The organism is Flavobacterium algicola (genome assembly GCF_022399565.1).
In the GTDB taxonomy this organism is placed as follows: Bacteria; Bacteroidota; Bacteroidia; order Flavobacteriales; family Flavobacteriaceae; genus Flavobacterium; species Flavobacterium algicola.
In genome coordinates, this window is record NZ_JAJTUT010000003.1 from 498,354 (window position 1) to 511,480 (window position 13,127).

The 13,127-nt window shown below is 33.6% G+C and carries 16 protein-coding genes; 5 read left to right on the forward strand and 11 right to left on the reverse strand.

Annotated elements, in window-relative coordinates:
- Positions 1–5 precede the first annotated feature (5 nt).
- Together LXH21_RS12940 and LXH21_RS12945 are read right to left on the reverse strand one after the other, a co-directional pair.
- Complete coding sequence (locus tag LXH21_RS12940) at positions 6–986, reverse strand: alpha/beta hydrolase (RefSeq protein ID WP_239866523.1); 981 nt, start codon at positions 984–986, stop codon at positions 6–8.
- A 36-nt stretch (positions 987–1,022) separates the two neighbouring features.
- The gene (locus LXH21_RS12945; protein ID WP_239866525.1) at positions 1,023–1,535 is read right to left on the reverse strand and encodes a DUF421 domain-containing protein; all 513 of its coding nucleotides are present in this window, start codon (positions 1,533–1,535) and stop codon (positions 1,023–1,025) included.
- Positions 1,536–1,877: 342 nt separating this feature from the next.
- Here LXH21_RS12945 and LXH21_RS12950 point away from each other — a divergent pair, with 342 nt between their 5' ends.
- The 4 genes from LXH21_RS12950 to LXH21_RS12965 all read left to right on the forward strand — a co-directional run bounded on the left by LXH21_RS12950 (position 1,878) and on the right by LXH21_RS12965 (position 3,946).
- Complete coding sequence (locus LXH21_RS12950) at positions 1,878–2,726, forward strand: SDR family oxidoreductase (RefSeq protein ID WP_239866527.1); 849 nt, start codon at positions 1,878–1,880, stop codon at positions 2,724–2,726.
- A 13-nt stretch (positions 2,727–2,739) separates the two neighbouring features.
- Positions 2,740–2,925 (forward strand): SemiSWEET family sugar transporter, encoded by a 186-nt coding sequence (locus LXH21_RS12955; protein ID WP_239866529.1) that lies wholly within the window; start codon positions 2,740–2,742, stop codon positions 2,923–2,925.
- Positions 2,926–3,148: 223 nt separating this feature from the next.
- Positions 3,149–3,355 (forward strand): hypothetical protein, encoded by a 207-nt coding sequence (locus LXH21_RS12960; protein ID WP_239866531.1) that lies wholly within the window; start codon positions 3,149–3,151, stop codon positions 3,353–3,355.
- 72 nt (positions 3,356–3,427) lie between these two features.
- Positions 3,428–3,946: a peroxiredoxin-like family protein gene (locus LXH21_RS12965; RefSeq protein ID WP_239866534.1), complete on the forward strand. Its 519-nt coding sequence runs from the start codon at positions 3,428–3,430 to the stop codon at positions 3,944–3,946.
- 82 nt (positions 3,947–4,028) lie between these two features.
- On the opposite strand, the gene LXH21_RS12970 is transcribed toward LXH21_RS12965, so the two are convergent.
- The 4 genes from LXH21_RS12970 to LXH21_RS12985 all read right to left on the reverse strand — a co-directional run bounded on the left by LXH21_RS12970 (position 4,029) and on the right by LXH21_RS12985 (position 8,702).
- Positions 4,029–5,240, reverse strand: a complete 1,212-nt coding sequence (locus tag LXH21_RS12970) for a hypothetical protein (RefSeq protein ID WP_239866537.1) — start codon at positions 5,238–5,240, stop codon at positions 4,029–4,031.
- Positions 5,241–5,264: 24 nt separating this feature from the next.
- Entirely contained in the window at positions 5,265–5,867 is a 603-nt protein-coding gene (locus LXH21_RS12975; protein WP_239866539.1) for a type 1 periplasmic binding fold superfamily protein, read from the reverse strand.
- A 37-nt stretch (positions 5,868–5,904) separates the two neighbouring features.
- The gene (locus tag LXH21_RS12980; RefSeq protein WP_239866541.1) at positions 5,905–8,289 is read right to left on the reverse strand and encodes a TonB-dependent receptor; all 2,385 of its coding nucleotides are present in this window, start codon (positions 8,287–8,289) and stop codon (positions 5,905–5,907) included.
- A 65-nt stretch (positions 8,290–8,354) separates the two neighbouring features.
- Positions 8,355–8,702, reverse strand: coding sequence for a hypothetical protein (locus tag LXH21_RS12985; protein WP_239866543.1), 348 nt, complete (start codon positions 8,700–8,702; stop codon positions 8,355–8,357).
- 107 nt (positions 8,703–8,809) lie between these two features.
- Between LXH21_RS12985 and LXH21_RS12990 the strand changes: the two genes are divergently transcribed.
- Complete coding sequence (locus LXH21_RS12990; protein WP_239866545.1) at positions 8,810–9,193, forward strand: Fur family transcriptional regulator; 384 nt, start codon at positions 8,810–8,812, stop codon at positions 9,191–9,193.
- Positions 9,194–9,371: 178 nt separating this feature from the next.
- Here LXH21_RS12990 and LXH21_RS12995 read toward each other — a convergent pair whose 3' ends face one another.
- The 5 genes from LXH21_RS12995 to LXH21_RS13015 all read right to left on the reverse strand — a co-directional run bounded on the left by LXH21_RS12995 (position 9,372) and on the right by LXH21_RS13015 (position 13,117).
- Entirely contained in the window at positions 9,372–9,941 is a 570-nt protein-coding gene (locus LXH21_RS12995; protein WP_239866547.1) for a hypothetical protein, read from the reverse strand.
- A gap of 145 nt (positions 9,942–10,086) precedes the next feature.
- The gene (locus LXH21_RS13000) at positions 10,087–10,290 is read right to left on the reverse strand and encodes a hypothetical protein (protein ID WP_239866549.1); all 204 of its coding nucleotides are present in this window, start codon (positions 10,288–10,290) and stop codon (positions 10,087–10,089) included.
- Positions 10,291–10,455: 165 nt separating this feature from the next.
- On the reverse strand, positions 10,456–10,941 hold the full coding sequence (locus LXH21_RS13005; protein ID WP_239866552.1) for an FtsZ/tubulin family protein: 486 nt from the start codon (positions 10,939–10,941) through the stop codon (positions 10,456–10,458).
- A gap of 56 nt (positions 10,942–10,997) precedes the next feature.
- Positions 10,998–11,801 (reverse strand): helix-turn-helix transcriptional regulator, encoded by an 804-nt coding sequence (locus LXH21_RS13010; protein ID WP_239866554.1) that lies wholly within the window; start codon positions 11,799–11,801, stop codon positions 10,998–11,000.
- Positions 11,802–12,091: 290 nt separating this feature from the next.
- On the reverse strand, positions 12,092–13,117 hold the full coding sequence (locus LXH21_RS13015) for a PorP/SprF family type IX secretion system membrane protein (RefSeq protein ID WP_239866555.1): 1,026 nt from the start codon (positions 13,115–13,117) through the stop codon (positions 12,092–12,094).
- Positions 13,118–13,127: the final 10 nt, after the last annotated feature.

Below are 13,127 nucleotides of genomic sequence, written 5' to 3' on the forward strand. Positions count from 1 at the left end.
AATTTCTATTTAAAGTGAGAACCTATCCAGTTGAATATTTTTGTGTAAACCTCTTCTCGTACTGGCTTTGTAGATAAAACCAAATCATGCATTCCGTTTTCTATTTGGCTGACTGTAATGTCACCAGTAAGGCCGTGAGCATATTTTTTGATGTGTGTTACATTTAGTACGGTGTCTCCTGTTTTCAATTTGTCAGAATACTTTTTCTCATAGATTGATTTGTCGCTGTGCATTATTAAAGCAGGAACTGTCACTATTGCATTGTGTTGAATGTTTTTTTGAGCATTAAAAATAGCTGTCAAAAAGCCTAAATTAATTTTAGTAATATCGAGTGGCTTCCATAGTAGGGAATAGTCCCATTCCCCATGTTTTTGTTGGTGCAGGCTATAACCGTATAATTTTGTAAAACCTGCTGGTACTACAATATCAGGTAAGTAACGACCAGCAAATGCCAAAATAGGGATTCCGATTTCTCTTTCGAAATAATTTAAATTGAATTCGTAAAAAGGGCTGTTGCAGATTAAGCCATGAAACAATTTGCTATTTGGGAACTGAATGGCGTAGTTGGTAATTATGAGTCCGCCTGTAGAATGTCCTTCTAGAATTACATGTTGGTTGCCCTCCATTTTAATGGTTTGCAGCGCGAGATTAATTTCGGCATTGTATTCAGAAATAGAACGAACATTATTTAATTTTTGATTTGGTAAATGTGAACGACCATATTTCCTTAAATCGAGAGCATAGAAATGATAACCATTGTCATTAAATCGCTTGGCCATTTCAGACTGGAAAAAATAATCATTAAATCCGTGAATGTACAATATGGCTTTTACTGAGTTAATTGCGCTTTTTCTCCTAATTAAGGTAGCTGTTACCGCACCTTCGTAATCGTCTGGTAAATTATATGTTAAACTTTCAAAGCCGTCACCAAGAATGTCTGGAGTATAGATGGTATTGATCTCTATTTGTAAATTATCTGTTTGCATTTAGTAATTCTATATTAAAAGTTGCAATATAATTATTTAAAACAACTTTTTAATAGGTGGTGCTGTAGGATCGGTTATCTGCTTAATTACAGAAAGACTACCGTCTGTTTCCAAAATAATGGCATCAACTTCTGTTAATGATCCGTAACCATTCTTTCTGAGGACAGCCCAAATTTCGTCCTCATTAATTCTTTCGTCTAGCATATTGTTATTTAGTAATGCTCCTTGGTATGCTACTAACCGCGGTGATGCTTTTGCAAGATTACTAAATTTTGTACTTCGAGATGAAAAATAGGTTATAATATATTGTAGCAAAATGAGTAAACCAAAGGTCAAAATTCCTTGTGATAGTGTGATACTTTTGTTCAGTATAACCGATGCAAAAGTTGATCCTAATGCAATTGTAATGATTAAATCAAAGGCATTCATTTTTGACAGCGTTCTTTTACCGGATACTCGTAAAAGAATAATCAAAGTAGGATAGACAATGACAGTAATGATCGTAATTCTGACTAAACTTTGCCAGTTACTAAAGAAGATATTTTCCATGCTGATAGATTTTGTGATTAAAAGAAGTATATAGAACTATTAGCTGCACTACAAAACTGCAGACTGCAATTTCGAACAGATTAACATTATATGATATGAAAATTGTCCTGATAAAATTACAATTCAAAGCTCTGATTTTATTATATGTTTTATGTAGTAATTTACAATATTTTCATAAAATATACGTGAGGTAGTAAGTATTTATCTTTTATAACTTTTTGTTTTACAAGGTGTTGTGTTGAATTAAAAAAGTAGTTTTAAAAATTATTTGCGATACTAATTATTTTTTTTGAGTCAAATTAGCTTCACATATGACAGTACTTTAGTAACAAAAATAAAGCTATGAAAGATGAAGCACAATTTTTAGATCCACAGCAAGATTTGCCCGGAAAGCAAAATCTAATGCATCCACAGCCAGAAATTATTCGTGCCAACTACAAAGGCATCAGTAAGCTGGAAGGTAAAGTTGCTTTTATTACGGGTGGTGATAGTGGTATTGGTAGGAGTGTTGCGGTGCATTTTGCAAGGGAAGGCGCAAATATTGCAATAGTATACTTGTCTGAAGATGAAGATGCAAATTTCACTAAAGAACTTATAGAAAAAGAGGGACGTAAATGTTTGCTAATTTGCGGAGATTTAAAAAATGAAGAATTTTGTAAGAGTGCAGTTCAACAGTGTCAAAAAGAGTTTGGTACGATAAATATTGTAGTAAACAATGCAGCTGTTAAGTTTCCAGAAGAAGAATTTACAGATATCACTTCTGAGCATTTGATAAAAACGTTTGAAACCAATATATACCCTTATTTTTATATTGTCAAGGCTGCATTGTCTTATTTAAGTGAAGGAGATTGTATTATTAATACGAGTTCTGTGACAGCATACAAAGGGAATGAACGCTTAGTGGATTATTCAAGTACCAAAGGAGCTATAGTTAGTTATACAAGATCATTATCAAGAATGTTAGTTGATAAAAAAATTAGGGTTAATGGAGTAGCGCCAGGTCCTATCTGGACACCGTTGATTGTTGCCTCTTATGATGATGTTTCCGATTTTGGAAAAGATACTCCCATGGGAAGACCAGGTCAACCCTCCGAACTTGCTCCCGCATATGTATTTTTAGCATGCGAAGACAGTAGTTATATTACTGGGCAAATGATACATGTAAATGGTGGAGAAGTGGTTGGAGGCTAAAAAATAAGAGGTTATGGATTTAATTTTAATTTTAAAATTTATCGCAGGTATTTGTATTGTCATTTCGATTATACCGCATCTTTACAAGGTTTGGCAGTCAAAAAAAGTTAGAGATATTTCTCTGCTTACATTTGGAATTTTAACCTTTGGTGTTGCTTTGTGGGTCGTTTATGGAATGTTAGAAAATGATCTACCGTAACTGCATTGAAATATAGTTTATTTCGAAATGCTGAAATTTCATCAGCTCGTAGTTCTCAATATAATCAATTAACTCATGTGTCTTTATCTTATTCCTATTTGTTTTTTATATGCAATAGATTAATAATTAAGATGTTAATGTAATTTAAAAACCAAATTATGTAAATGTTGAAGGTAGGTCTAGTTGTACTTTTGAATAACTTTAAATTAAAAACGGATACATTATGAAAATTTTAAAAATAAATTTGGTGCTTATTGCCCTTGTAATGGTAGGACTTTTTAGTTCTTGTAAAAATAATGAAACGCCACCATCTGAAATTCCAGAATCTCAAATGATGCCTCTAGACGCTACTGTCGATAGCACAGATGTCGCAATTGATAGCTTAGAACATGATTCAATAACAAATCCAGCTGTTCGCTCTGGTATATAGTTACCACTAGCGTATAGATTAAAAGCAATATTGTACTAGATTAAAGTACATTAACTAATAAATAAAAAAATTATGATGAGACCCACACCGAAACATAAAGCACCTGAATTGAATTTCCCATTACTTGATGGTTCACAATGGAATCTTTTTGAACATAAACCAGAAAATTTTACTCTAATTGTATTTTACAGAGGGATCCACTGTCCCGTATGTAAAAAGTACCTGCAAGAGTTACAAAATTTACTACCAGATTTTGAAAAAAAGGGTGTAAATGTGATAGCTGTTAGCATGGATAACGAGCAAAGAGCAAGATTGGCACGAAAAGACTGGGAGATAAAAGACCTAAAATTAGGTTATAATTTAGATGCAGAAACCGCAAAAGATTGGGGATTGTACATGAGCAAGGGAATTAAAGACGGAGAGCCAGATGTTTTTAGTGAACCAGGACTTTTCTTAATTGATAATAAGTCAGAAGTTTATTATTCTGCGATAAATAGCAACCCATGGGGAAGACCCTACTTGCCATCATTCTTAGATGCTATTGATTTTATATTAGAAAAAAAATATCCAGCTAGGGGTGAGCTTGTATAGTTTCAGTTAAAATTTTAAAAAAAAAAATTGTCTCGGCCTAAAAAAGAATTAGTCTTATTTGAGTCGAGACAATTTTGTTTAATTAGTGTGCTACGCTATTCTCATGACCAAAAATGGTAATTCTATAGGGTGTGCTTGATACTTTTACCTTTGTAACATTTAAGTTCGAAAGATTAATTTGCAATAGCTCTGCAGTCGTTGGCGAAGTGATGTAAGCAAATCTCTCGCTCAACTCTAATTGTGGTTTCTGAGTGGAATCTGCAGAAGTTGCGGCGATTACACTAGCAGACTTGTCTTGCTGTAAGCTATTTAAATCATAGATTTTAATTTCGCCTGAGTGCAGTAGAATTCCTAATTTCTTGTGATTATAGCTTACCTTACATTGCATAATATTGGTGCTTTCGAAAATTGGAGTAACAGTATTTGTCACCACATCTATCATGTACGCTCCCTTTGCAGCTGCATAACCAATAAATTTACCATCGTATGCAGTCTCCAAAATAGTACCAAACCAAGTGGTACCAAAATCAGTGGGATGATCAATTAGTTTTTGGTTGCCATTACTTTCGACTACTAGAATTCCACTTGCCGATCCAAATAATGCATAGGTACCATCAGAGGCATTACCATGAATTCCTTTAGTACCAATTTTTGCATCGTAAACTGTTTTTCCAGTATTATCAATGATTTTAACTTTTTCAGGTAACGTTCCAGCAATAGAATTATCTTTTTCAGTAATGGCATAGGTACCATTTTGAAACGTAGCCATAGCTCCGTGATGGGCTAGTAGTCCAGCATTGATAGTCTTAAATGTTGCGCCAACAGTATGAATTTCTGACTCATTGGCAATAGAGAGTGTACCATCACCATCATTAAAGGTTAGTATTTCGCCTAATTTACTTTTAAAGTGCGTTGGCAAAAGTGATAAACCTACCAAACCTCCAAATTTTGGAGTTCCTTTTGTATCTACATGATCGCCATGGTATTCAAATCCGCTATCAAAAGTTTCTACAGTGTTGTCAGCTCGATGTATAATACCTGCATATCGGCCTGATTCGGTGGTGTACAATGCCGATTTTGGAAATTTAGCATCAAAGGATTGTACGGTGGCCTCCAAAGGATTAACGAGTGAAAGTTCGGTGGAGTTTTCATCAGAAACTAAGACTCTTAGATACTTGTATTCTTGTGATGATTCCTGCGAGTCGTCTACCAGGTTATCGTCATCATAGCTACATGATAAAACGAATAGTGAAAGCACGGGAAGTAAAAGCAGTTTTTTAAAGTTATTTTTCATTGGTAATTGGGTTATCTTTATTAATTATTCGACTATTATTGGGAAAGAAACTTCGGCATCTGTGGAACCTGCTGCATTGGTTATATCACCATTGGCAACATTCACACCCGTTTTGATAGGTTGATGTCTTAATGTAATAGTTAAAGTTCCAGCGGCGGCATCAGAAGTAGTAAATACTGTTTGCAAACCAACTGGATTTCCATTTGAATCAAAATTGCTCGCTGCAGACCCATACATAAAAGCGTTTAAACTTCCTGTTATTTGGTAAAATAATTGATGATCAACTCCTTCTTCTACAATTTCTGGTGTGATGTCTTCAGTAGGGCTAGCCAATTCATTTTTAAATGTTACTGTTCCATTGTAAGTTTTATTTTTTGCAAAAGCGCTAGAAACTGTAATTACTGGAGCATTTGCACCTTCGCCATCTAAATCTTTGTAAAGTAAAGTAATAGCCGTACTACCATCTGTAGGGGTGTAAATTGCTGTGACCGTTGTGATCAACTCCTCTTCATTTACTGGCGTAGATACATCATCATCGTTGCTACAAGATGAGAAAGTTAATGTTGCAAAAAGTGCAACTGCACAAAATTTTAGAGGATTTTGAAATTTTAGAATTGTTGTTTTCATTTTTATTGAATTTAAATTAATTAGTATTGATAAATGTTTAATAATTGAATTTGAGCTGAATTTGAAAGCTTCGACCTATTTCATCAGCAAAGAAACGCTGGCGATTGAGGTAGTCTCGATAAGAAGTATTAAGAATATTCTGAACCGAAAAAGCAACCGTAGTAGCTGTATTTTTGAAAGTGTTGAATTTCATCTCTGAATAAAAATGTAGCAACTGATAGGCTGGGGGAGGAGTGCTGATGTCGACTAAAACCGATTCAAATTCGTTATCGACAATAATATTGGTGTAAAAATTATTGTCAGGATATTGATTCTGCTTTAAGACCAATTCACTTTTTAGTTCAAGTAAAAGGTCGTGCCATGCACTCTTATGAAACTTAATTTTATTGTTGATATTAAGAGGTGGCATGTCAATTAGGGGTGCATCTTGATTTTTATCTTTTCCGTTGACGTATGCAAGTGCAAGTGAATGTTGCCAATTAGTGCTTATATTCCACTGTGTCTGCACATCTACTCCAAACAATCTTGCATCAGTTTGCTGGTATTCCCAAACTGGAAAAGCACCACGGATTGTAGTTTCAAAACCTACCGGCTTTAAAAAGATGTAATCTTTAATGCTATGGTAATACGGATTGAATTCAAATGAAAATTCGTCAAAAACTTTCTTGATGGTTACAGCCATTTTAGTCGATTGTTCTTTGTCTAAATTTAAATCACCAAGTTCGATCACACCTGTTGCATGATGTAGTCCGTCGCTAAAGAATTCAGATGGATTTGGATTTCGAGATGCAAAACTAATATTCGAATAAAAATGCCAACCATTGTCTAAACGCTTGTGAAAACCGGTGCTTGCGGACACATTGTGGAAACTAAAAGTAGGCTTTGTGAGCCATTGTGTTCCGAAATCTTCAACTGCAAATTGGGGAAATGTTGCGTCATAACCTCTTTCATCCCATCTTGATTTTTGGTAATATTTGGTTGCATCAATTTTTGAATAATCATAACGTACACCACCGTCTATAGAAAAACTATTAGAGAAATTGTAATTAGCAATTCCATACATACCAAAATCAATTCTATTATAATTCGGAATTAAAGGGCGAATTCCTGTGGCAGGATCTGCATAATTATTTTGGGCAGATGTTGTAATTCCTGATTTAATTTTCCAGTCGTGTTCCTCTTTTCGAAAATCAATATTCAGTGTATTGGTCTTTAAGTCTAGGTCTAAAGCAGCCATGTCATTGTAATCACTTCTTCTTACATCAAATTCTAAACGCTTATTGTACTGATACGAATATTGAAACGAAAGATGCGCTGTTTCATCTAATTCATAATTAAAATTAAATTTAGCAATATGGTGCGTTACATCTTGTTTGGGGTTATTTATCGAATAAGTAAAGTCAGTAATTATCGAGGGCACTTTATTATTGATCGATTGGCAAAGATCATTTACATTCCCTGTATGCGAAGCGCTTAAGATTCCAATGACCGATTTGTAATAACTATAAAAAGCCGTTGCTTCATATTTTTTTCCGCTGTAAGTAAGATCACCAGAAAAATTAATTTCCCGATTTCCAGTGTTTGATAAAACATAATTTGGAGCCTGTTTATCACCCATGTATTTATAAGTGGCCAGTGCATTCCAACGCAATCCGTTATCATTTCCTTTGTGCATACTTGTGCTTAGTGATCCGCCTTTGCCATTCGAATCTAAGTTCAAAATAGTTTTACCAAATAGAGTATCTTTCAGTGAATTCGTAGGTTCGATTATAACCAAGCCACCAATAGCATCACCACTATACTGTAGGCCCGAAGCGCCTTTGATTACGGTAATTTTTTGAGCTGCATTAATATCGAAGTTAGGAGCATGTTCAGTTCCCCATTGTTGATCCTCGAGTCGTACATTATTATTTATTATGGGAACACGACTGCCATACAACCCATTTATAATAGGTTTAACGACTGCATTTCCAGATTTCAAAGTCGAAACTCCAGCTAGATTTTTAAGTGCATCACCTAACGATTGGTTACTAAATTGTTCAATAGTATGCAACTGAATCTGTTGATCTATAGTAGATTTTGCAGGGCTATTTGCGGTGTGATGTATGACCACTTCAGCTAATTTATTTGCTAATCGTTTTAATTCAAAATTGATTACCAAATCACTTTTTAGGTTTATTATAGTGTCAATAGATTGAAAACCGAGCTGCGAAATAAAAATATTTGTTTTTCTAGATGGTAAATTTTTTGCAGTAAATGAGTCGTCAACAGTAATGTTTATTACCTTATTACCAATGTGAATGTGGGTATCTGAAGCAGAAATCGGCTCCTTTGATATGATTTTTCCACTAATAGTATGCTGCGAATAAAGCGCATTGGTACACACAACAAAGCAGAAAAAAACGAGAATTTTTTTCGACATTATTTAAATTTTAAAACAAAGAAGATTGTCACTTTTGAATCAAAGTGATTTAGTTGTTCAATATTTTAAAATAAAGGAGGTGCCCTGAGTGAGAAAATAGCACCTTTAAAAAAAGAGGAATATTTATATAAAAGTGTTGGAGTAGCGGTTTTTACAAACTTGTCTGCATTTAAAGAAAAAGCGAAAAAATCATCCGCAGTAAAAGAACTAAAATGGAAGTCGCAGGTCGCGCATTTTTCGTATTTACTTTGCTGATTGTTGAGGTCTGTTTTATTTTTAGTAGCATTTTCAAAGATATACGTCACTACTTCATGTTCAGAAAAATGCTCATAAGAATGGACAGCCTGAAACAGTATTGGGAACAATACAGCCATGGACAGCAGGACATTGATTATGATATATTTTATTTTCATTCTAAGATGCAGTAAAAAAGTATTACATTTGCTTAATGCAATTATGTTGCAAATATAGGAAGCTTATCTTAAAATGCAACAATGTTGCGTTTTTATTTTATATAAAAATGAAAAATACTCGAAATACCGTGGCCAAGTCGGCTATTTTAGAAATAATTCAAAGTTCGAAAGTAGCATTATCGCATGTAGAAATCCAGAAACTAAGTGAGGGTTTATGTGATCGTGTAACGATATATAGAATTTTGGATCGTTTGATGATTGAAGATGTTATTCATAAAATTGCCACTCCAGACGGAACGGTGAAATATGCTGCTTGTCATCACAAACATGAAGAGCATCATATACACAATCATGTCCACTTTAGCTGCGAAAAATGCCATTCGGTAACCTGTTTGGATACTGTTAAACCATCATATTCAATACCAAAAGATTATTTGGTCAAAGAAATTAATTTTACATTATCGGGAATTTGTAAAGACTGTAATGAGTAATGATATAACGGATCTATTCAGTAATATTAAGCAAACTGTATAGCATTGTAATTCTGATTTGCTCATTTAAAGATTCATCTCAAATGCTGTAGAGGCAAAGAGATGCTACACGCTTATTTAGTTCAGTCAATAATTTCATTAGCTTAGCCTATTGAATATAAATCATGTTTTTTTGTAGTTACTTAACTTCGAAACAATTTTGAAACGTGATTAAAGTATCTTTCCTTTTGCAAATTAATGCCTGATCATTATATAGCAAATTGTCTAAAAATAAATGCTCATTTCTTTTAATTAATTGAAATTTCAGATTATCATAAGAAAACGTATCGGTTGCAATTTCGAAACTCCCCATCAGACCTATTTCTCTTTGGTCAATATAAATTCCACTCTCTAAAGGAATAGTATCATGCTGAATTATAGAGTTGTACAGAGGGAATAGTAATAGCTCTTTATTTAAGTCATCGATTCTAAATACTGTCATCTTTTTATTTTTATACCAAATTTCGATTTGATTCTTTGGCGAATTAACAAGTCTTTCACTCGCGACACCTTTTAAATCTTCTACGGAGGCGATTGATTTACTTTTGAGATGGTGATAAAAAAAAGGATCTACAACTACTTCTGTCAAAGGCTGCTTTATTCTTATGGCTGTTTCCTCCATTTTGATTAGAAGTTCTAGAGGAAGCAGAAGTTTTTTCTGTTTCCAAACTTCTCCAAAGAGATTGATTTTAAGTTTATTGGTTGCCACTTTGATTTATTTATTAAAATTCCATTCCATTGTAGTGTATACTAACATAATTAAAAAGACACTTTTTATAGTCGGACTTTGAATTTGTTTAATTCTACGGTAATATTTTGCTATAAAGGTTCCTATTAATCAAAACGTTGTAGTACTATTCTATTTTCCAATTTACTTCGCCTAAATCCAAAATACCATTGTTGTCTATTTCTAGCCAATCGCTAACAGGACAACAACATAAGTTGATGCTAAAACCTGAAATAGAATCGGACGTAGCATTTAATTCTGCTTTCTTTTTTTGGTGTGCTACCATTTTGTCGTATTGATCATCAGAAAGTTCAATTATTATTTTTTTCATAGTTTCAGGTTTAGTTTAATTATCGTTGTTCATGTATGTTCGATTTATTTCCTCTTGATATTTTTATAACTTTCATAATTGAGCAAAACTCATACAAATTGCGAACTCTTAAAAATAGTAGCTTAATAAAAAAGAGATGAAAAATCATGTTGCTATCTATAATATCTACTGTTTAAACGTATCTGAATAGCATAAAACGATAGTCACCGCTATTGCTTCTCCAAGATTTTCATCTTCACCTACCGACATGATAATGTCTGCGGAAAATCCTCCCTTAATTTGGATATAATCATTGATTTCTCCTATTTCGTCCAAGGTAACCTCTGTTGAGGTTGTAGCAATATGTAACAATATATTAGTTGCCTCTTGAATATTTTTTTCGCTTAGCAAAGAGTGAGAAAGCGCAAGTTCGATCGCCTTTATAGCTCTATTATCATCAGATGAAATTCCGATTGATCCAAGTAATAAAGCTTCGTGATAAAAATCAATGGTTGGCGAAATATCAATTGCGAATTTTTTATTCTTAATCGATTCCGTAATAAAATAAGACTTAACATTATTTAATGTTTCATCATAATTCAAATTGGAGTTCAATTCAAATATTCTTGATGTTGTAAACGCTTGGTCTTTTGATGTGCAATTTGTTTTCATATTGTTTTTTTAGCGAAGGAAGGAGTGAAGGCAGACAAAAGAAGTCGTAGTAAAAATTATTTATAGATTTCGACCATTTTTTTAATTCTTTTCTTCATCTCGTTGCGAAGTGAAACAGGTGCTATAACTTTTACATTTGAATCATATTTCAATAGTTCCATAACGATTTCATTTGTGGGATGAATGAATAATTCAACTACAAGTTCTTCATCGGTATCTTTTGTGATCTTTTGCGAAGAATGTAGCGGGAATGATTTGATGTAATTCCCCTGTTGCCATGTGAACGAAAGGACCACTTTTTCTGGAGCTTCATAAGTTTCAATCCCGAAGGCGTGTTGGTAATTGTTATCGACATCAAAAGTGATGGGTCTAAATTTAGTATCTAAAATTTTCAAATTGCTGATTCTGTCGAAACCAAAGTTTTTTATACTTCCATCTTTTTCATCCTGAGCAATAAGATACCAGCGATGTTCGGATTCCTTGATTGCGATTGGTTTTACGGTACGTTCGCTTATCTCCATGTCCCAAAATTTAGTATGGGTAAATGAAATCATCAATCGGTTTTGAATTGCATGCAGTATTCCGTTGATTAAGTGAGTTCCTGTAACTTTCCTTTTTTCGAGATAAATACTCGGCGATATTTTATTACCGTCTTTCAATGCCTGATGTATGGAAAACGCTTCGATCATTCGCGACACTGCAGGAGCCTCCACTTCATCATTGATGCAATACACTTTATCTTTACGATTGTATACAATTTCGATACCAAATAAGTCCAAAATATCTGCTTTATCCCTAATGAATGTTCGTGAGGAAAATTCAAATTTATCTCCCAAGTCATCATTTTCGAGCTTTGTCATTACATGTTTTTGCAAATCGTTGAAATTACAGGGAACTGTTGTTAGACGTTCAATGATGTACAAATACCTCTTATAGAAACCTACTTTCGCCATGTTTTGTTATATTTATTAGTGCTAAAGTAATTTTTTAAGCAGACAAAAGGTGTCGGTTTAAAATCAATTAATTACTCTGCATTTGGTGTTGTTCGAAATAATAATACTAAATTTTATAAGCAGAAGCGCTGATTAATTTTAGGAAATGTTGTCAATATATTTTGGACAGATCAAATTTCATTTTCTAAGATCAGTACTTAATAATTTCTACCCCAAGGTTTTTTTACTAAATAATTTTCACAGCTAGAGCATCCACGTCCTATTTGCCAAGTTAACGATAGCTCGTGAACACCCTGCGTATTTCCAATTTTTGATGCGTTGATATCGTATGAGTACGCAAATATTAATCGATCTAACTGAATAGAACCAATTACGTTTACTGAGGTTAGAAAATGACTATTACTACTCTTACCTTCAGGATTTGTAGATGCCATGACTCCTAAAATTACCGGTTTAAAATCGATCGCTGTTCCAAAATCGAATCTATTAAATTGCCCTTGGCGAATGTAATTTGCAGTTATTAGTAAATTGGTCTCATCAGGAAAGAAATTTAAATGCGTATCTTCAAGACCTATTGAGTACCCTGCATGAACATTTAAAAATAGATCTAGAGGTACATCACCGCTAGGAAGAAAGGAAATACTTGGCTTATTCAAATGTTTTAAAGAAGCGCCAAACCAGGCTTCATCACTATATAGTAAAAGGCCTGAGTTAATGTCTAGAAAATTAATCTTATCATTTGCATTTCTAATAGTGGGATCAATAGTTCCGCCAGAAATGGAACCATCATTGGAATTAATTTGATCCTCTAGAAGAAGATTGCTAAAATTGTAATTTTTAGTTCCATATCCTGCTTCGATACCCAATCTAAGGCGCCAGTTACTATTAAGATTTACATTATAGGAATACACTCCGTTGACTTGAACATAATTGTAGTCTGTGAATACTTCGCGTTGGTTTAAAATCGTAAGACCTATTCCCATATTTCTTTCTGGACCAATAGGACCATTAATAAAAGCATAATCCGTATCAATTCTTCGGCTTTCATTGGGCCATTGTGACCGATGGATGAGCCCAGTATATCCTGTTACTAAAGTTCCTGTAAAAGCTGGATTTAAAGATTCGGGGATTAAAAAATATTGCGTAAATATAGGATCCTGAGCATGAGCTGTGGTACTAAAGAACGAACAGATTAGTAAGGATATAATAAATTTTATTTTCATTTTTAAGTTT